The organism is Pseudooceanicola marinus, from assembly GCF_002786295.1.
In the GTDB taxonomy this organism is placed as follows: Bacteria; Pseudomonadota; Alphaproteobacteria; order Rhodobacterales; family Rhodobacteraceae; genus Pseudooceanicola; species Pseudooceanicola marinus.
Genome location: NZ_PGTC01000017.1, coordinates 316,199 through 334,511 on the forward strand (window position 1 = coordinate 316,199; position 18,313 = coordinate 334,511).

The window sequence follows — 18,313 nt, forward strand, 5'->3', positions numbered from 1 at the left end:
TCAATTTGCCGCCCCGCGCCCGGACAGGCCGCGGGGCGCGTCGTTTTCATTGCCTCATGCGTCGCCTGCAGGTGACAGGCGAAAGGCCCTGCAGTGTCTGCATAGCAGCAATGAACTTGGTGCGTCACTTTGGGGCTTGATCGTTTCAACTCCGACCAATATCTGAGCATTCGATGGTGATCGCGCCTACCGGCGCATCATCGTCATACCTCCCTGTTGGACTTGGCCGGACCTTGTGTCCGGCCTTTTTTTTGCGCCAGCCCCGAAAGGCTCCGGCAAGCACCGCGTCCACCGTCCACGAATGGCACAAGCGCCCGGTCCCTCGCGTCGCCCCCGGGCCTGCGCGCGCCATGCACAACGGGCCGCGCGAAATCCCGCAGCCCCCCTTCCCCAAAGCCGCACAGTCGCGTAAATCCCCCCCAACGTCACCTAGGGGGACCAGCATGCAAGAGCCGGACATCACCGAAGACCTGATCGCAAGCCACGGCATCAACGACGAGGAATATGCCGAGATCCTGCGGATCCTGAACCGTGCCCCCACCTTCACCGAGTTGGGCATCTTTTCGGCCATGTGGAACGAACACTGTTCCTACAAGTCGTCGAAGAAATGGCTGCGCACCCTGCCGACCGAAGGCCCCCAGGTGATCTGCGGCCCCGGCGAAAACGCCGGCGTGGTCGACATCGGCGATGGCCAGGCCGTCATCTTCAAGATGGAAAGCCACAACCACCCCTCCTACATCGAACCTTATCAGGGCGCGGCCACTGGCGTGGGTGGCATCCTGCGGGACGTCTTCACCATGGGCGCGCGGCCGATCGCGGCGATGAACTCGCTGTCGTTCGGTGAGAAGGACCACCCGAAGACCCGACAGCTGGTGCATGGCGTCGTCGAAGGTGTCGGCGGCTACGGCAACTGTTTCGGCGTGCCCACCGTGGGCGGCGAGGTCCGCTTCGATCCGGCGTATAACGGCAACTGCCTGGTGAACGCCTTTGCCGCCGGCCTGGCGGATACCGACAAGATCTTCTACTCCGCCGCCTCCGGTGTCGGCATGCCGGTGGTCTACCTCGGCGCGAAAACCGGGCGCGACGGCGTCGGCGGCGCCACCATGGCCTCGGCCGAGTTCGACGAGACCATCGAGGAGAAGCGGCCCACCGTCCAGGTCGGCGACCCCTTCACCGAAAAGCGCCTGATGGAAGCCTGCATGGAACTGATGCAGACCGGCGCCGTGATCTCGATCCAGGACATGGGCGCGGCGGGCCTCACCTGCTCGGCCGTGGAAATGGGCGACAAGGGCGGTCTGGGCATCCGGCTGAACCTGGACGACGTGCCGCAGCGCGAACCCAACATGACCGCCTACGAGATGATGCTGTCGGAAAGCCAGGAGCGGATGCTCATGGTGCTCGACCCCGCGAAGGAGGCCGAGGCGCGCGCCGTCTTCGACAAGTGGGACCTCGACTTCGCCATCGTGGGCGAAACCATCGACGAGGACCGCTTCGAGATCATCCACGGCGGCAAGGTCTGGGCCGATGTGCCGCTGTCGAAACTGTCCTCCTCGGCGCCCGAGTACGACCGCCCTCACGTGGAGACCCCGGCGGCCGAGCCGCTGACGGATGAGGACATCCCCTCGGTCGATCCCATCGACGGGCTGAAGGCGCTGATCTCCTCGCCCAACTACTGCTCGCGCCAGTGGGTCTATGAACAATACGACAGCATGGTCATGGCCGACACCGCGCGCGGCCCGGGCTTCGGCTCCGGCCTCTTGCGCGTGCATGGCACCGACAAGCTTCTGGCCTTCACATCCGACGTGACGCCCCGCTACGTGAAGGCGAACCCGATCGAGGGCGGCAAGCAGGCGGTGGCCGAGGCCTACCGCAACCTGACCGCCTCGGGCGCGAAACCGCTGGCCTCCACCGACAACCTGAACTTCGGCAATCCCGAGAAGCCGGAAATCATGGGCCAGTTCGTCGGCGCCCTGCAGGGGATCGGAGAGGCCTGCCGCGTGCTGGACATGCCCATCGTGTCGGGCAACGTGTCGCTTTACAACGAAACCGACGGCTCGGGCATCCTGCCCACGCCGACCATCGGCGCGGTCGGGCTGATCAAATCCTCCGACCATGCGATCATCGGTCATGCGCGCGAGGGTCATGTCGCCCTGCTGATCGGCGACACGGTCGGTCACTTGGGCCAGTCCGCCCTGCTGGCCGAGGTCTTCAACCGGACCGACGGCGATGCCCCCCATGTCGATCTGGAGGCCGAGAAGCGCAACGGCGATTTCATCCGCGACAACACCGACTGGATCAAGGTCTGCACCGACCTCAGCGATGGTGGCCTGGCCCTGGCGGCCTTCGAGATGGCCGAAGCGGCCGGCGTCGGCGTGACCCTGGACGAGACCGACCAGCGCCAGCTGTTCGGCGAGGACCAGGCGCGCTACCTCGTGGCCTGCAACTTCGACCAGGCCGAGGCGCTGATGGTCAACGCGGGCAAGGCGGGTGTCACCGTGACGACGGTGGGCAAGTTCGGCGGCGACCAGGTGACCATAGGCGGCGTCTCCGCGCCCCTGGCGGAGCTGTCGGCGCTCTACCGCGGCGCCTTCGAAGAGCACTTCGGCTAAGGCCCTGGCGGCAATCAGCCGCCAACCGCGAGCCAATCGACTGCCCCCGGCGCCAGTGGCGTTCGGGGGCAGTTGCATTTTGACCCGGGCGACACGATGTTACAAAAGCTTCACAGAAATCCGTTGTCCCCAGGTCCTCCGATGCCCGACATCATTTCCCAGACGATCCGCCTTTCCGGCCAGCGCCCGCTGGCCGAAGGCAAGGAGAGCATCGTCTACCAGCACCCGGAGTTCCTGAACGTCCTGCTGAAGGTGCCCCGCCAGCAAAGCCGCCATTTCCGCGCCTTCGCCAAGCCCGGGCTGAAACGCTATGCCGTCTGGCGTTATCGCGGGCTAATCAACTGGTATCGCGAGTACGAGGAATACCTGGCCGCCGTGGCCCGCAGTGGCGACCTGCCCGGCTTCCTGCCCCGTCTCTTCGGCTTCTCGCGCACCGACCTGGGCCCTGCCTTCGCCGTGGAACGCATCTCCGGACCGGACGGAGAGCCGGCGCCCACGCTCATCGAGCTGGCCCGCGCGGGTCGCATCGACGATCACATCCTACGCCTGGTGGACGAGCTCTTCGACCAGATCGCTGAAAGCGGGCTGGTGACCCAGGATCTGCACGCGGGCAACATCGTCTGGTCCGGCGACCCCGACCGCCTGGTGCTGATCGAGGGGCTGGGTGACCGGGTGCTGATCCGCGTGCGGGTCTTCTCGAAACGGGCGCGACTGCGCACCCTTGCACGTGATAAGCAGGCCCTGCTGGCCAAGCTGCGGGAGCTATCGCCCGAGTGATCGCCTCAGGCCCGCACTGGCCCGCGGAAGCCTCCTGTGCACCCGGTCGCGCCGGACATCTTGAAATGCAGATCGGACGGCCCCCACCAGGATCTCCGCTTGTCCATTTCCCTCAGATGCTTACACCCCCTTTCGGCACGTCCGCACATCGCCGTCGCCGCGCGCGCCCTGGCGCCTCCTCTTGCGAGGCCGGGCCCCCTCGCATACATTCCTGCCGAACGACCAACGGAGCGACACATGACGATTCAGGCCTCGGACATCGAAGCCCTCATCCGCGCAAGTTTCCCTGACGCGAAGATCATCGTCCAGGGCGACGACGGTCAGCATTTCTCGGCCATGGTCGAGGATGAGAGTTTCCGCGGCATGAACCGTGTGCAGCAACAGCGCGCCGTCAACGCGGCGGTCAAGTCAAAGCTGGACACGGGGGAGCTTCACGCCCTGGCCCTGACCACCCGGGCCCCCTGACCGACCTATGCAGCCGTGGCTCGGCTCCCTGATGGGGTGCCCCGATGTCGACGGCTTTCTGAAACACGGCCCGCGATACTGGCGGGTGCGGCGCGGAACAAGACGACGCGCCTACCGAAGGAGCAGAACATGACCGACGCGAAGACCCGTATCGACGAAACCGTCAAGGCGAACGACGTGGTGCTTTACATGAAGGGCACGAAGTCCATGCCGCAGTGCGGCTTCTCCAGCCGCGTCGCCGGCGTGCTGAACTACATGGGGGTGGATTACACCGACGTGAACGTTCTGGCCGATGACGAGATCCGCCAGGGCATCAAGGAATACTCTGACTGGCCGACGATCCCCCAGCTCTACGTGAAGGGCGAATTCGTGGGCGGTTGCGACATCATCACCGAGATGACCCTGTCGGGGGAGCTGGATGGTCTGTTCGACCAGAACGGCGTTACCTACGACAAGGACGCTGCTGACAAGATCCGCGCAGCGAACGCCTGAGACAGCGGCCCCGACGGGCCGACCCGATCTCGATCGTATAAAATGCAACCGGAGCGAAGGAGGACCTTCGCTCCGGTTTTCTTTTGGGAACAGTGGCAAAGCGACGCTGCCGTGATCCAAGAGGCGACGGGGCAGACCCCCGCCCGGGATCACCTCATTCGCGCGGTCAGCCCTCGTCGCCGGTCTGGCCGGCGGCCTTTTCCTCGACCGTGTCGGCCAGCGCCTCGGCGCGGGCGGCCAGTTCGGCCAGGGTATCCCCGACGCTGTCGGGCACGACGGGCACCTCGACCACGCGCGGCTCGGGCGGCGGGGCATTGCGCAGCGCCTCCAGCTCCGCCTGCATCTCGGCCAGTTGGCCCTGCAGGGCGTCCAGCTTGTCTTCCATCCCCGCGGTGCGGTCAGCCAGCATCAGCCCCGCCATCAGCAACATCCGGCTTTCGGGGATCCGTCCGGTCTGCTGCACCAGGGTCGAGGCCTCACGGTCCAGAAGGCCCGCGGCCATCTCCAGGAAGTGTTCTTCGCCGTCCTGGCAGGCCACCTCGAAGCGGCGACCGCCGATGGAAATTCCGACCTCGGGCATCAGGCCTCTCCTTTTTCTGCGGCGACATCGGCGGCGACGTCAGGGGCCTGCTCGATCATCGCGACCAGCGCCGCCTTGATCGTCGCGGCCTCGGCTTCGGCGGCGGCATGATCGGCGCGCAGCGCCTCCAGCTCCGCGGCCAGGGCCTCGTTCAGTTGCTCGGCCGTGGCCCCGCCCTGCGCCTCGCGCAGCAGGCGGTTGTTCTCGCGCAGGGCCGCGTTGGCGGCACGCAGGCGCGACATATCCTCATCCATCTGGATCATCGCCTCGGCCACCTGCGGGTCAGGCTCCCCGGACGCCTGGGGTGCGGCTTCGGCAGCGGCCAGCGCCTGTTCCAGCTCCTCCTGGCGGCGGTGCAGCGCCTTCACCCGCTCTTCCAGCTGGGCATTTGCGGTCCGTTCATCCTCCAGCGCCCGCTGCAGGGCTTCGGGGGTTTCCCCTTCGGCCTCGGCGGGGCGGACCGGTTCCAGCCTGTCCAGACCGGCCCCGATCCGCTCCATCGCGTACAGGATCCGGCCCTGCAAGTCTTCCAGATTACTCATCAGCTCGTCTCACATTGCCCGTTTGCGGCGCCTTGCGGCCCGTTTTCCCGCCCCGGAAGCCGTGCCACCCCGGCGCGGCCCCTTCCTGCGCATGCCCGCCCGCCGACGTCCACCCGAAAACCCGTTCAGGCGCAGATCGGCGCGGTCGTGCCCGGGTTCACGTGAACCCCTCGGCACAGGCTATTGGCTTTACAGGCGAATCATAGTTTCAACCGTGTCGGGGGCAAGTGTAGCGAAACCCGCGAACTTTCCCAAACACGGCGCGAAAATCGGCGCATTCCGCCTGCCACGCTTGCCTTTCGCGTGACGGCTGCTATGAGCGCGCTAACATCCGATGCCTGACATGCGAGAGGAACCCGACGTGGATATCGACGCCCTGCGCACTGCACACCCTGACCATTGGTCCAAGGCCACCGCGATCCGGGCCCTGACCCTCGACGCCGTGGCCGCCGCCAATTCCGGCCATTCCGGCATGCCCATGGGCATGGCCGATGTCGCCACCGTGCTGTTCGAAAAACACCTGAAATTCGATGCCACCCAGCCCAACTGGTTCGACCGCGATCGCTTCATCCTCTCGGCCGGCCACGGCTCGATGCTGCTCTACTCGCTGCTGCACCTGACCGGCTACGAGGAGTTCCCGATCGAGGAGATCAAGAATTTCCGCCAGTGGGGCGCCCGCACCGCCGGCCACCCCGAGAACTTCCTCGCCAAGGGGATCGAGACCACCACCGGCCCTCTGGGTCAGGGCATCGCCAACTCCGTCGGCTTCGCCATGGCCGAGGAAATGCTGCGCGCCCAGTTCGGCAAGAAGCTGGTCGATCACCACACCTACGTCATCGCCGGTGACGGCTGCCTGATGGAAGGTGTCTCCGAAGAAGCGATCTCGCTCGCCGGGCGCCACCAGCTGTCCAAGCTGATCGTCTTCTGGGACAACAACAGCATCACCATCGACGGCAAGGTCGAACTGTCCTCCACCACCGACCAGGTCGCCCGGTTCAAGGCGAACGGCTGGCACGTGCAGGAAATCGACGGGCACGACCCCGAGGCCATCGACGAGGCGATCACCGCCGCCAAGAAGGCCGGCAAGCCCTCGATGATCGCCTGCAAGACCCACATCGCCCTGGGCCACGCCGCTCAGGACACCTCGAAGGGTCACGGCGCCCTCACCGACGCCGACCAGCTGGCCGCCGCCAAGGCCGCCTACGGCTGGGAGTACGGTGCCTTCGAGATCCCGGCGGACGTGAAATCCGCCTGGGAAGAGATCGGCCGCCGCGGCGCCGAGGAACGCTTTGCCTGGGAAGGCCGCCTGGGCAACCAGAGCGAACGCCGCCAGCAGGAGTTCCAGCGCCGCATCGACGGCGAGACGCCGAAGAAGCTCTCGGCCGTGGTACGCGCGCTGAAGAAGCAGGTCTCGGAAACCCAGCCCAAGGTCGCGACCCGCAAAGCGTCGGAGATGGCGCTGGAGGTGATCAACCCCGTGCTGCCCGAAACCATCGGCGGCTCGGCCGACCTCACCGGGTCGAACAACACCCTGACCGGGGACCTGGGCATCTTCGACACCGACAACCGCAAGGGTCGCTTCGTGCACTGGGGCATCCGCGAACACGGCATGGCCGCCGCGATGAACGGCCTGGCCCTGCATGGCGGGATCAAGCCCTACTCCGGCACCTTCTTCTGCTTCACCGACTACGCCCGCCCGGCGATGCGCCTGTCGGCCCTGATGCAGATCTCGCCGGTCTACGTCATGACCCATGACAGCATCGGCCTGGGTGAAGACGGCCCGACGCACCAGCCGGTGGAACACCTGGCCATGTGCCGCGCCACGCCCAACACCCTGGTCTTCCGCCCCGCCGACGCGGTGGAAACCGCCGAAGCCTGGGAAATTGCGCTGAGCCAGAAAGGCACGCCCTCCGTGCTGTCGCTGACCCGCCAGGGCCTGCCGACCCTGCGGACCGAGCACAAGTCCAAGAACCTGGTCGCCCAGGGCGCCTATGTGATGGCCGACGCCGAAGGCAAGCGCCAGGCGATCCTGCTGGCCACTGGCTCCGAGGTTGCCATCGCGATGGAGGCCAAGGCCCTGCTGGAAGCCGAAGGCATCGGCACCCGCGTCGTCTCCATGCCCTGCTGGGAGCTGTTCGAGGAGCAGGACGAGAAGATCCGCAAGCGCGTCCTGCCCGCGGGTCCCGTCCGCGTGGCGGTCGAGGCCGGCGTGCGCCAGGGCTGGGACAAGTGGCTGCTTGGTGAGCGTGGCCGCGAAGCCAAGGCCGGCTTCGTCGGCATGTCCTCCTTCGGCGGCTCCGCCCCGGCGGACGAGCTCTACGAGAAGTTCGGCATCACCGCCCAGGCCGTGGCCGATAAGGTCAAGTCGCTGCTCTGAGCCGCCCGAGACTGATTGCGAAGGCCGGACGCCCCCGTGGCGCCCGGCCTTTTTCTTGCCCAGGCGACAGCGCCCGCCCCGCCGCACCGGCGCAAGTGTCCTCACGGGTCGCCCCCGCCCTTGCCTCCATACGTTGGCCGAAAATACTCCGGGGGACGCGCGGCACGCGCGGGGGGCAGCGCCCCCTCCCCAACCTCCTGCGGGCGATTCCCTCACCCCGACGGGCCGACGCTGCACCGCAGAACCTGTTAGCGCGAACCCGAAGCCCGGTTAGCGCAACCACGGGCAGGCCCCCGAATGTTTTCGCTAACATATTGGCTGAAAACACTTTTCTCCCTACCCCTACGGTCTACCTTCGGCTAAGGACATCGCAGGTTTTCTATCAGGAGATATCGGCATGACGGTCACGCTCGGCATCAACGGTTTCGGTCGCATCGGGCGTTGCACGCTCGCCCATATCGCCGAGGCCGCCCGCAATGACGTTCAGGTCGTGAAGATGAACGCCACCGGCCCGATCGAAACCAATGCCCATCTCCTGAAGTACGACAGCGTGCACGGCCGCTTCGGCAACGAGGTGAAGATCGCCGGCAACACCATGGACATAGGCCGCGGCCCGATGGAGGTCATGTCGACCTATGATCCGCAGGAGCTGGACTGGGAAGGTGTCGACGTCGTGCTGGAATGCACCGGCAAGTTCAACGACGGCGAGAAGGCCAAGGTCCACATGGAACGCGGCGCCAAGGCCGTGCTGATCTCGGCCCCGGCGAAGAACGTGCAGAAGACCATCGTCTACGGCGTCAACCACCGCGATCTGGTGGCTGGTGACACGATGATCTCCAACGGGTCCTGCACCACCAACTGCCTGGCGCCCCTGGCCAAGGTGCTGAACGACGGCATCGGCATCGACAGCGGCATCATGACGACGATCCATTCCTACACCGGCGACCAGCCGACGCTGGACCGTCGCCATGGCGATCTCTACCGCGCCCGCGCCGCCGCGATGAGCCAGATCCCCACCTCCACCGGGGCCGCCAAGGCCCTGGGCGAGGTCCTGCCCGAACTGAAGGGCAAGCTGGACGGCTCGGCCATCCGCGTGCCCACCCCCAATGTCTCCGCCGTCGACCTGACCTTCATCGCCAAGAAGGACGTGACCGTCGAGGACGTGAACGAGGTGGTCCGCGAAGCCGCCGCCGGTCACATGGGGCAGGTCCTGGGCTACGACCCGGAACCCAAGGTCTCCATCGACTTCTGCCACACCGAGCAGTCCTCGATCTTCGCCCCCGACCAGACCAAGGTCACCGGCAAGCGCCTGGTGCGCGTGCTGGCCTGGTACGACAACGAATGGGGCTTCTCCGCGCGCATGGCCGACGTGGCCGCCGCCCTGGGCCGCCTGCAGAAGTGACATCCGCGCCCGCAAGGGCCCCGATCAAAGCACCGAACCCGTCGGAGAAATCCGGCGGGTTTTTCGCATTGTCGCATCCCTTCCCTTGACCTTTGCGCCGGGGAGGTAGAGTTTACAGACAAAGTTAGCGCAAACATTCCTGACGCTCCCACGACCTTTCGTGACCTCGTCGTCACGCTTCCCAGCAAAGGACCACGGATCATGGTAACCACAGTCGCCATCAACGGTTTCGGACGCATCGGCCGCAACGTCCTGCGTGCCATCGCCGAAAGCGGCCGCACCGACGTCGAAGTCGTCGCGATCAACGATCTCGGCCCCGTCGAGACCAATGCTCACCTTTTCCGCTACGACAGCGTGCATGGCCGCTTCAACGGCGAGGTGACCACCGGCGAGGACTGGATGGACGTAGGCATGGGCCGCATCAAGGTCACCGCGATCCGCAATCCCGAGGAACTGCCCTGGTCCGGCGTGGACATCGCGCTGGAATGCACCGGCATCTTCACCAAGCGGGAGGCGGCGGCGCGCCACCTCGAAAACGGCTCCTCGCGCGTGCTGGTCTCGGCGCCCTGCACCGACGCGGATGTAACCGCCGTCTATGGTGTGAACCATGACGCGATCACCGCCGAGCACAAGGTGATCTCCAACGCCTCCTGCACCACCAACTGCCTGTCCCCGGTGGCCAAGGTCCTCAACGATGCCATCGGCATCGAGAAGGGCTTCATGACCACGATCCACAGCTACACCGGCGACCAGCCGACGCTGGACACGCTGCACAAGGACCTCTACCGCGCCCGCGCTGCCGCGATGTCGATGATCCCTACCTCGACCGGCGCCGCAAAGGCTGTGGGTCTGGTGCTGCCGGAACTGAAGGGCAAGCTGGACGGCGTGGCGATCCGCGTGCCCACCCCCAACGTCTCCTGCGTCGACCTGACCTTCATGGCGAAGCGCGAGACGACGGTGGAAGAGATCAACGCCGCCATCACTGCCGCCGCCGATGGCCCGCTGAAGGGCGTGCTGGGCTACACCACCGCGCCCAACGTCTCGATCGACTTCAACCATGACAGCCACAGTTCCACCATGGCACTGGACCAGACCAAGGTCATGGACAGCACCATGGTCCGCATCCTGACTTGGTACGACAACGAATGGGGCTTCTCCAGCCGCATGGCCGATATGGCGGCCACCATCGGCAAGACCCTCTGAGGCACGCCCCGACACGACGGACCGACAAAGGGCCGCGCGGAGATCCGCGCGGCCCTTTTCCACATCCACCGGCGACAAAACGCCACCTGACGCGCCCGGGCATCACATTGGACCACAGGCGCCCCGCAAACCCTTGAAACGCTGGGCATCCTGGGGCATAGGAAACCGAAGTCGCCGCAGCGGAGGAGCCAGCGTGACCAACCGCACCGCGATTATCATCGGCGTTATCATCGTGACGCTCCTGGTGCTGGACAACGGTGTCGGAGAGGGAAACAATACCTTATTTCTGATGCGCAAGCTCGCAGATTTCGTCGAGTGGCTAGCCTTCTGGCGCTGAGGCGTCGCATTCGGCGGGGATGGGTGGCCCTGCCGCAACCTGGGTCTGAGAAATGTACGTCTTTCTGGGGCTTCTGAGCCTTCTTATCCTTTGCGGTCTGGGTCTGGCCCTGAACACCCTCCTGTGGAAGCGTCGCGCCGAACAGACCGTGCCGCCGCGCGGGGCCTTCACCCGTATTTCCACCGGCCGCCTGCATTACCTCGACGTCGGCGCCGGCCCCGAGATCCTGCTGATCCACGGCCTCGGCGGCCAGATGGGCAATTTCGATTGCGGTCTGATCGACGACCTGGCGCGCGACCACCGGGTGATCGCCATCGACCGCCCCGGCATGGGCTATTCCGACCGGCCGATGACCCACCCCTGCGCCCTGGCCGACCACGCCGAACTGATGTTCGAAATCATGGACAAGCTGGAGATCCGCAACCCGCTGGTCGTCGGGCATTCCCTGGGCGGCGCGATCGCGATGGCCATGGCGGTGCAGGACGCCGAACGCCTGCGCGGCCTGGCCCTGCTGGCGCCGTTGACCCTGCGCGCCGGCACCCCCGCCGAGGTCTTCGACGGGCTGCGGATCCGCTCGGATTTCCTGCGCTGGCTGACCGCCTGGACCGTCGCCACCCCGGCCGCGCTGCGCCAGGCGGACGCCGTGATCGACCAGGTTTACGGCCCCGAGGAGATGCCGCCGAACGCCCCCACCCAGGGGGGTGCGATGCTGACCCTGCGGCCCAGCCATTTCTACAACACCAGCCGCGACTACATGCAGTCCGGTGACGGGCTGGACGAGATGTCGCGCAAGTATGCCGGGCTGACCGTGCCCGTGCGGCTGCTTTACGGCACCGAGGATCGCATCCTCGACCCGCAGATTCATGGCGCCAAACTGGTCGGGCGTCACCCGCAGATGGGTCTGAAACTGGTGCCGGGGGGACATATGCTGCCGCTGACCCAGCCGAAGGTCTGCGCGGAGTTCATCCGCGAGGCCTCCGACAAGATGCGCGGCAGCCTGACGATCAGAAGAGCTTCGCCCGAAGTCTATCGTTGACGTTAGGGGTGACGAATTTCGACACGTCCCCTTCCAGCCGGCAAATCTCCTTCACCAGCTTGGACGCGATCGCCTGGTGCCCCGCGTCGGCCATCAGGAAGACCGTCTCGACCGAGGAGTCCAGCGCCCGGTTCATGCCGACCATCTGGAACTCGTACTCGAAATCGGTCACGGCGCGCAGGCCACGGATGATCAGCGAGGCGCCCACGTCATGGGCGCAGTGGATCAGCAGGTTCTCGAAGGGGTGCACCACGATCTCTGTGCCGCTTTCGCGGGCCAGCGGTCCGATCTCGGCCTCGATCATCTCCACCCGTTCCTCCAGCGAGAACAGCGGCCCCTTGTCGCGGTTGATCGCAACGCCGATCACCAGCCGGTCGACCAGCAGCGTCGCCCGCCGGATGATGTCGATATGGCCCAGCGTGACAGGGTCGAACGTCCCAGGGTAAAGACCGATACGCATGTGGCTGCTCCTCCGCTTGCACCTGCAGCGCACGCAACAATATTGCGTCCTGGAATGCAAGCGGGAAGCAAGTAATTTCTGGGCCGAACGCCGGTCCGCGCCGATGCTGCATGCGCAAACATCGGCAACGGCGCCAGGCCGTCAGTGCCCCATGATCATGCCTTCCAGCGCATCCTTCTCGGCCGCCAACTGCGACAGCCGCGCCTTCACGACATCGCCGATCGTGACGATGCCGACCAGCACGCCATCCTGCACCACCGGCATGTGGCGGAACCGGCCCTCGGTCATCTTGGTCAGCACCTCGTCCGAGTTCATCTCCAGCGAGCAGCAGATCGGGTGCTTGGTCATCAGGTCCGCCGCGGTCAGCTCCATCAGGCCTTCGCCCCGGCTGGCCAGCGCCCGCACGATGTCGCGCTCCGACAGGATCCCCTCGGCGGCCTCTCCGTCGCTGCTGACAACCACGCCACCGATCCGCTTCTCCCGCAGGATCTGTGTCACTTCGCTGATCGACACCTCCGGCTTCACGGTGAAAACGCCTTCGGTGTCCTTGGCCTTGAGAATCTGCTGAACCAGCATCGGGTCTCCTCCCTGGGTTGAACCTGTCTCCTCACCCTCAAGCGTCCCCCGGTTGCTCCAACCTGTCAAGAGAGCCCTTCCTTCCGGTTAATCTCGGCCCGCAGCCGCTCGGACAGCAGCGCGGCGAAGCGGTTGAGCCGTTCCAGGCGCGCGTCGTCCTGGTGCCGCACCAGGTAGAAGCTGCGTGTCAGGCGGGTCTGATCGGGCAGGATGCGGCAGAGATCCGGATGGTGCGGTAGAGAGAAGTCGTGCAGCACGCCAAGGCCTGCGCCGCCTGCGACCCAGTGGTACTGCACCGAGACGGAGTTCGAGGCCAGCTTCACCCGGTCCACCCCGATCTCTTCGAGATAATCCAACTCCTTGTCGAAGATCATGTCGGGGATGTAGCCGACCATGCGGTGACCGCGCAGATCATCGAGGCTGCGGATCGGCGGGTGCCGGTCGAGGTAGCCGCATGTCGCCGCCAGTGTCAGATGATAATCCGACACCTTCTGCACCAGCAGCCGCCCGGCGGTCGGCGCGCTGACGGTCACCGCCATGTCGGCCTCACGGCGGGAGAGGTTGAACAGCCGCGGCAGGGCGACGATCTGGATCTCCAGCTCCGGGTTGTCGTCGAGGATGCGGGCACAGACATCGGGCAGCAGGAAGTTCGCCACCCCGTCGGGCGCACCGATGCGGATCTGCCCCGACAAGCCCTGCGCCCCCTGCCCGGCCACCTCCGCCTGGCCCGCCAGCAGCGCGGCCTCGGCCTGCACCGCGTGGCCCATCAGGCGGGCGCCCGCCTCGGTCAACGCATAGCCCTGGGGCGACTTGGCAAAAAGCGCGGCGCCGGTTTCCTCCTCCAGCCGGGCGATGCGGCGGCTGACCGTTGCCGGGTCGATGCGCAGCCCGCGCGCCGCCGCCGACAGGCTTTCGCGGCGGGCCACCGCCAGGAACACCCGCAGATCATCCCAGTTCATCGCTCACCCGCCTTTCACACCTGCATTTTTGCAAAACCTCTTTGCCGATTTTCCTCTTCAACAGGTATTTGCGCAAGAGTAACCTGATCACAAATTCTCAGGAGGATCCTATGCAGGAACTGACCCATTTCATCGACGGCGCCCATGTAAAGGGCACCTCGGGCCGCTTCACCAACGTCATGAACCCCGCGACCGGCGAAGTGATCGCCAAGGTGCCGCTGGCCACCGTGGACGAGCTGAACCACGCCGTGGAACGCGCCGCCGAGGCGCAGGTCAAATGGGGCGCCACCAACCCGCAGCGCCGCGCCCGGGTGATGATGAAATTCGGCGCCCTGATCAACGAACACATGGACGAGCTGGCCGAGCTGGTGTCGAAAGAGCACGGCAAGACCCTGCCCGATGGCCGGGGCGACGTGCAGCGTGGCCTGGAAGTGGTCGAGGTTTGCATGGGCGCGCCGCACATGCTGAAGGGCGAATACATGAACGACGGCGGGCCGGGCATCGACCTCTACTCGATGCGTCAGCCGCTTGGCGTCGTGGCCGGCATCACGCCGTTCAACTTCCCCGCCATGATCCCGCTGTGGAAGATGGCGCCCGCGCTGGCCGCCGGCAACGCGATGATCCTGAAGCCTTCGGAACGCTGCCCCTCCACCTCGCTGCGCCTCGCCGAGCTGATCAAGGAAGCCGGCCTGCCCGACGGTGTGCTGCAGGTCGTCAACGGTGACAAGGAAGTGGTCGACGCGATCCTGGATAACGAGACCGTGCAGGCCGTCGGCTTCGTCGGGTCGACCCCGATCGCCCAGTACATCTACGGCCGGGCCGCCACCAACGGCAAGCGCGCCCAGTGCTTCGGCGGCGCCAAGAACCACATGATCATCATGCCCGACGCGGACATGGACAAGGCCGCCGACGCGCTGGTCGGGGCGGGCTTCGGCGCGGCTGGCGAACGCTGCATGGCGATCTCCGTCGCCGTGCCCGTGGGCGAGAAGACCGCCGACACGCTGATCGAGAAGCTGATCCCGCGCATCGAGAAACTGAAGGTCGGCCCCTACACCTCCGAGGACGAGGTGGATTACGGCCCCGTCATCACCGCCGCCGCGAAGGAGCGGATCGAGGGGCTGATCTCCTCCGGCGTGGAGCAGGGCGCGACCCTGGTGAAGGATGGCCGCGGCTTCTCCCTTCAGGGCTACGAAGAAGGCTTCTACGTGGGCCCGACGCTGTTCGACAACGTCACCGCCGACATGGACATCTACAAGGAAGAGGTCTTCGGCCCCGTCCTCAGCCAGGTTCGCGCCGAGACCTACGAGGAGGCGCTGAAGCTGACGATGGACAACCAGTACGGCAACGGCACCTCGATCTTCACCGCCGATGGCGACACCGCGCGCGACTTCGCCAACCGGGTGAACGTGGGCATGGTCGGCATCAACTTCCCGATCCCGGTGCCGCTTTCGTACTTCACCTTCGGCGGCTGGAAGAAATCGGCCTTCGGCGACCTGAACCAGTACGGCCCCGACGCCTTCCGCTTCTACACCAAGACCAAGACCGTCACGGCGCGCTGGTTCTCGGGTATCAAGGAAGGTGGCGAGTTCAACTTCAAGGCAATGGACTGATCCAAGGGGGCGGCTTTCGGGCCGCCCCATTTGGTTTGCCGGCCCGGAGCAGGCCGGACACAGGGAGGAGGACCAGCACAAATCGCCACCAAGGTTGGCAAGTCGGCCGAAATCGACGCCATGCGACCATGCGGCACCGTAGACGGGCACGGTCGCGATGATACAGACTTCGGGCACTCCGACCTGTCTTCAAGGCGCCCAGCATGTCCTGTGACTACACGATCCTGACGTCCTTCGGCCTGGCCTATATCCGCCTGGCCGGCATCGTCCGCCCCGGTGACAGCCTGCGATCCCTCACCCGGTTCGCGCGCGATCCCGAGGCCACGCCGGACCTGAACCAGCTGCTGGACATGCGCGACGTGACGGGAATGAAGCTGGACGTGCTGGACCTGCTGCGGATGCATGCCCGCAAGGCCGAAATATTCGCGCCGTCGGAACATGACCGGCTGTTCGTGCATCTCGCGGATACCCCGATGGCCCGAAAGGTGGCAGGCTACGTGGTGAAGAGCTGGGACAAGGTGCCCGGCATCACCCACAGGATCGTCCCGGATGAAGAGCAGGCGCTGGACATCCTGGGATTGAGACAGAGAACGATAGAGGCCCTGATCCAGCAGCAACGCGCCTGAGGAGAGGTGTGGCGCCAACCGCGGACAGGGCTGGAACTAAGGCGGGAGGAGAACCCATGGATTTCGCGCTCAGCGAGGAACAACAGGCCATTTTCGACATGGCCCGCAGCTTTGGCCAGGATCGCATCGCGCCCAATGCGCTGGCCTGGGAAGAGGCCGGGGACATCCCCAAGGATCTCTGGCCCAAGGTGGGCGAGCTGGGCTTCGGCGGTCTTTACGTCAGTGAGGAGAGCGGCGGCGCGGGGCTGACCCGGCTGGACGCCACGCTGGTCTTCGAGGCGCTGTCGATGGCCTGCCCGTCCGTCGCGGCCTTCCTGTCGATCCACAACATGTGTGCCAAGATGCTGGACGCCTTCGGCAGCGACGCCCTGAAAGCCGAGTTGCTGCCCGACGTCCTGTCGATGCAGCGCGTCCTGTCCTACTGCCTGACCGAACCCGGCAGCGGATCCGACGCCGCCGCGCTGAAGACCCGGGCCGCGGCGACCGAGGGCGGCTATGCCCTGACCGGCACCAAGGCCTTCATCTCCGGCGGGGGCTATTCCGATGGCTACCTAGTGATGGCCCGCACCGGCGGCGACGGCCCCAAGGGCATCTCGACCCTCTACGTGCCCGACGGCACCCCCGGCCTCAGCTTCGGCGGGCTGGAACGCAAGATGGGCTGGAAGAGCCAGCCGACCCGGCAGGTGCAATTCGACGGCTGTGAGGTGCCCGCCAGCTACCTGCTGGGCGAAGAGGGGCGCGGGTTCGCCTATGCGATGATGGGCCTCGACGGCGGACGCCTGAACATCGCGTCGTGCTCCCTGGGCGCCGCCCAGGCCGCGCTGGATGCCACCATCGCCTACATGGGCGAACGCCGCGCCTTCGGCAAATCCCTGTCCGAGTTCCAGGCCCTGCAGTTCCGCCTGGCCGACCTGGAGATCGAGTTGCAGGCCGCCCGCGTCTTCCTGCGCCAGGCCGCCTGGAAACTGGACCAGGGCGCGCCGGATGCGACCAAGCATTGCGCGATGGCCAAGAAATTCGTCACCGAGGCCGGATCGAAGATCGTCAATCAATGCCTGCAACTGCACGGCGGCTACGGTTACCTTGCGGATTACGGAATCGAGAAACTGGTGCGGGATCTGCGTGTGCACGAGATCCTCGAAGGCACGAACGAGATCATGCGCCTCATCACGGCAAGGAGCCTTCTGTCCACATGAACGATCTTTCCATCCGGCGCGACGGACGCGCCGGGCGCATCACCCTGACGCGGGAAAAGGCGTTGAACGCGCTGTCGCATGACATGGCGCTGGAGATCGAAAGGGCGCTGCTGGCCTGGCGGGAGGACCCCGAGGTGGCGCTGGTGCTGATCGACGCCGAGGGCGATAAGGCCTTCTGCGCCGGTGGCGACATCCGCGAGATGTACGAGACCGGACGCGCGGGCGATTTCGACTATGGCCGCCGCTTCTGGCGCGACGAATACCGTATGAACGCCCTGCTGGCCGAATATCCCAAGCCCATCGTCAGCTTCCTGCATGGCTTCGTCATGGGCGGCGGCGTGGGCGTCGGCTGTCATGTCGCCACCCGGGTCGTGGGCGAAAGCGCCCGGATTTCGATGCCCGAATGCGGCATCGGGCTGGTGCCGGACGTGGGCGGCTCGCTCCTCCTGGCGCGCGCGCCCGGACGGCTTGGCGCCTATCTTGGCCTGACGGGCGCCCGCATGGGCCCCGGCGACGCGATCCACGCCGGATTTGCCGATCTCTTCCTGGCGGAGGAGGAATGGGAGGCCGCCAAGGCGGAGCTCTGCGCCAGCGGCAGCGTCGAGGCCCTGGAAGAGGCCGGGCATTACGCCCCCGCCTCCCGCCTCGCCGAAAACCAGGCCTACCTTGATGCGCTCTTCGCCGGCGACAACCTGCCCGAGATCGTCGAGGAACTGGCCGCCGAGGATGGGGAGGAACTGGCGGACAAGGCGCTGAAGGCCATTCGCGCGGGGTGTCCCCTGTCGATGGCCGCCACGCTGGAGATGCTGCGCCGCCTGCATGACGAGGCCGACATCCGCGCCGCACTGTCGCTGGAATACCGCTTCACCTACCGCTCGATGAGCGAGGGCGATTTCATCGAGGGCGTCCGCGCCCAGATCATCGACCGCGACCGCAAGCCGAAGTGGAGCTACGGGCTGGACATCGCCGAGGAGGAGGTTTCGGCGATGCTGGCGCCGCTGGACGCGGAACTGAGCTTCGACGGGCCCTGAGCCCGCGAGACAAGGACAAGAGGGAGGAGAACATC

The 18,313-nt window shown here is 66.0% G+C and carries 18 protein-coding genes; 13 read left to right on the top strand and 5 right to left on the bottom strand.

The features are described 5' to 3' along the window. The first annotated feature begins 443 nt into the window (after positions 1-443). From purL to grxD, 4 genes are all read left to right on the top strand, one after another. Positions 444-2,609, top strand: coding sequence for a phosphoribosylformylglycinamidine synthase subunit PurL (gene purL, locus CVM50_RS13410; protein ID WP_085886922.1), 2,166 nt, complete (start codon positions 444-446; stop codon positions 2,607-2,609). Positions 2,610-2,750: 141 nt separating this feature from the next. Then, positions 2,751-3,386, top strand: a complete 636-nt coding sequence (locus CVM50_RS13415) for a YrbL family protein (RefSeq protein WP_157792186.1) — start codon at positions 2,751-2,753, stop codon at positions 3,384-3,386. 237 nt (positions 3,387-3,623) lie between these two features. Then, positions 3,624-3,851: a BolA/IbaG family iron-sulfur metabolism protein gene (locus tag CVM50_RS13420; RefSeq protein WP_085886924.1), complete on the top strand. Its 228-nt coding sequence runs from the start codon at positions 3,624-3,626 to the stop codon at positions 3,849-3,851. 129 nt (positions 3,852-3,980) lie between these two features. Then, a complete protein-coding gene (grxD, locus tag CVM50_RS13425) occupies positions 3,981-4,343 on the top strand; it encodes a Grx4 family monothiol glutaredoxin (RefSeq protein WP_085886925.1) in 363 nt (120 codons plus the stop codon). A 166-nt stretch (positions 4,344-4,509) separates the two neighbouring features. Here grxD and CVM50_RS13430 read toward each other — a convergent pair whose 3' ends face one another. Both CVM50_RS13430 and CVM50_RS13435 read right to left on the bottom strand, forming a co-directional pair. Beyond that, complete coding sequence (locus CVM50_RS13430; RefSeq protein WP_085886926.1) at positions 4,510-4,923, bottom strand: cell division protein ZapA; 414 nt, start codon at positions 4,921-4,923, stop codon at positions 4,510-4,512. Next, on the bottom strand, positions 4,923-5,465 hold the full coding sequence (locus tag CVM50_RS13435; protein WP_085886927.1) for a hypothetical protein: 543 nt from the start codon (positions 5,463-5,465) through the stop codon (positions 4,923-4,925). The genes CVM50_RS13430 and CVM50_RS13435 overlap by 1 nt, the downstream gene beginning before the upstream one ends. A gap of 361 nt (positions 5,466-5,826) precedes the next feature. On the opposite strand from CVM50_RS13435, the gene tkt reads away from it, so the two are divergent. The 5 genes from tkt (at position 5,827) to CVM50_RS13455 (ending at position 11,820) form a co-directional block, all read left to right on the top strand. Continuing rightward, positions 5,827-7,842: a transketolase gene (gene tkt / locus CVM50_RS13440; protein WP_085886928.1), complete on the top strand. Its 2,016-nt coding sequence runs from the start codon at positions 5,827-5,829 to the stop codon at positions 7,840-7,842. Between the two features lie 397 nt (positions 7,843-8,239). Beyond that, the gene (gene gap / locus CVM50_RS13445; protein WP_085886929.1) at positions 8,240-9,244 is read left to right on the top strand and encodes a type I glyceraldehyde-3-phosphate dehydrogenase; all 1,005 of its coding nucleotides are present in this window, start codon (positions 8,240-8,242) and stop codon (positions 9,242-9,244) included. A gap of 201 nt (positions 9,245-9,445) precedes the next feature. Then, positions 9,446-10,447, top strand: coding sequence for a type I glyceraldehyde-3-phosphate dehydrogenase (gap, locus tag CVM50_RS13450; RefSeq protein WP_085886930.1), 1,002 nt, complete (start codon positions 9,446-9,448; stop codon positions 10,445-10,447). A 193-nt stretch (positions 10,448-10,640) separates the two neighbouring features. Beyond that, positions 10,641-10,784: a hypothetical protein gene (locus tag CVM50_RS21730; RefSeq protein ID WP_198431901.1), complete on the top strand. Its 144-nt coding sequence runs from the start codon at positions 10,641-10,643 to the stop codon at positions 10,782-10,784. Positions 10,785-10,836: 52 nt separating this feature from the next. Beyond that, positions 10,837-11,820: an alpha/beta fold hydrolase gene (locus tag CVM50_RS13455; protein WP_085886931.1), complete on the top strand. Its 984-nt coding sequence runs from the start codon at positions 10,837-10,839 to the stop codon at positions 11,818-11,820. Here CVM50_RS13455 and coaD read toward each other — a convergent pair. The 3 genes from coaD to CVM50_RS13470 all read right to left on the bottom strand — a co-directional run bounded on the left by coaD (position 11,789) and on the right by CVM50_RS13470 (position 13,815). Then, positions 11,789-12,280 carry a pantetheine-phosphate adenylyltransferase gene (coaD, locus tag CVM50_RS13460; RefSeq protein ID WP_085886932.1) on the bottom strand — a complete coding sequence of 164 codons (492 nt, stop codon included), beginning with the start codon at positions 12,278-12,280 and terminating at the stop codon, positions 11,789-11,791. The two genes, CVM50_RS13455 and coaD, sit on opposite strands and share 32 nt — an antisense overlap. Positions 12,281-12,421: 141 nt before the next feature. Then, entirely contained in the window at positions 12,422-12,856 is a 435-nt protein-coding gene (locus CVM50_RS13465) for a CBS domain-containing protein (RefSeq protein ID WP_085886933.1), read from the bottom strand. Between the two features lie 65 nt (positions 12,857-12,921). Then, positions 12,922-13,815, bottom strand: coding sequence for a LysR family transcriptional regulator (locus tag CVM50_RS13470; RefSeq protein WP_085886934.1), 894 nt, complete (start codon positions 13,813-13,815; stop codon positions 12,922-12,924). 110 nt (positions 13,816-13,925) lie between these two features. Here CVM50_RS13470 and CVM50_RS13475 point away from each other — a divergent pair, with 110 nt between their 5' ends. The 4 genes from CVM50_RS13475 (at position 13,926) to CVM50_RS13490 (ending at position 18,278) form a co-directional block, all read left to right on the top strand. Continuing rightward, on the top strand, positions 13,926-15,425 hold the full coding sequence (locus CVM50_RS13475) for a CoA-acylating methylmalonate-semialdehyde dehydrogenase (RefSeq protein ID WP_085886935.1): 1,500 nt from the start codon (positions 13,926-13,928) through the stop codon (positions 15,423-15,425). Between the two features lie 203 nt (positions 15,426-15,628). Continuing rightward, positions 15,629-16,051, top strand: coding sequence for a hypothetical protein (locus CVM50_RS13480; RefSeq protein WP_085886936.1), 423 nt, complete (start codon positions 15,629-15,631; stop codon positions 16,049-16,051). 56 nt (positions 16,052-16,107) lie between these two features. After that, on the top strand, positions 16,108-17,247 hold the full coding sequence (locus CVM50_RS13485; protein WP_085886937.1) for an acyl-CoA dehydrogenase family protein: 1,140 nt from the start codon (positions 16,108-16,110) through the stop codon (positions 17,245-17,247). Continuing rightward, entirely contained in the window at positions 17,244-18,278 is a 1,035-nt protein-coding gene (locus tag CVM50_RS13490; RefSeq protein WP_085886938.1) for an enoyl-CoA hydratase/isomerase family protein, read from the top strand. Before CVM50_RS13485 ends, CVM50_RS13490 begins: the two co-directional genes overlap by 4 nt. Positions 18,279-18,313 lie beyond the last annotated feature (35 nt).

Excerpts from the sequence above, each read along its gene's own strand:
- coaD (WP_085886932.1), bottom strand. The coding sequence starts at position 12,280 with ATGCGTATCGGTCTTTACCCTGGGACGTTCGACCCTGTCACGCTGGGC.
- CVM50_RS13430 (WP_085886926.1), bottom strand. The coding sequence starts at position 4,923 with ATGCCCGAGGTCGGAATTTCCATCGGCGGTCGCCGCTTCGAGGTGGCC.
- CVM50_RS13465 (WP_085886933.1), bottom strand. The coding sequence starts at position 12,856 with ATGCTGGTTCAGCAGATTCTCAAGGCCAAGGACACCGAAGGCGTTTTC.
- CVM50_RS13490 (WP_085886938.1), top strand. The coding sequence starts at position 17,244 with ATGAACGATCTTTCCATCCGGCGCGACGGACGCGCCGGGCGCATCACC.
- CVM50_RS13455 (WP_085886931.1), top strand. The coding sequence starts at position 10,837 with ATGTACGTCTTTCTGGGGCTTCTGAGCCTTCTTATCCTTTGCGGTCTG.
- CVM50_RS13470 (WP_085886934.1), bottom strand. The coding sequence starts at position 13,815 with ATGAACTGGGATGATCTGCGGGTGTTCCTGGCGGTGGCCCGCCGCGAA.
- CVM50_RS13475 (WP_085886935.1), top strand. The coding sequence starts at position 13,926 with ATGCAGGAACTGACCCATTTCATCGACGGCGCCCATGTAAAGGGCACC.
- CVM50_RS13480 (WP_085886936.1), top strand. The coding sequence starts at position 15,629 with ATGTCCTGTGACTACACGATCCTGACGTCCTTCGGCCTGGCCTATATC.
- CVM50_RS13435 (WP_085886927.1), bottom strand. The coding sequence starts at position 5,465 with ATGAGTAATCTGGAAGACTTGCAGGGCCGGATCCTGTACGCGATGGAG.
- CVM50_RS13415 (WP_157792186.1), top strand. The coding sequence starts at position 2,751 with ATGCCCGACATCATTTCCCAGACGATCCGCCTTTCCGGCCAGCGCCCG.
- purL (WP_085886922.1), top strand. The coding sequence starts at position 444 with ATGCAAGAGCCGGACATCACCGAAGACCTGATCGCAAGCCACGGCATC.
- CVM50_RS13485 (WP_085886937.1), top strand. The coding sequence starts at position 16,108 with ATGGATTTCGCGCTCAGCGAGGAACAACAGGCCATTTTCGACATGGCC.
- gap (WP_085886929.1), top strand. The coding sequence starts at position 8,240 with ATGACGGTCACGCTCGGCATCAACGGTTTCGGTCGCATCGGGCGTTGC.
- grxD (WP_085886925.1), top strand. The coding sequence starts at position 3,981 with ATGACCGACGCGAAGACCCGTATCGACGAAACCGTCAAGGCGAACGAC.
- gap (WP_085886930.1), top strand. The coding sequence starts at position 9,446 with ATGGTAACCACAGTCGCCATCAACGGTTTCGGACGCATCGGCCGCAAC.
- CVM50_RS13420 (WP_085886924.1), top strand. The coding sequence starts at position 3,624 with ATGACGATTCAGGCCTCGGACATCGAAGCCCTCATCCGCGCAAGTTTC.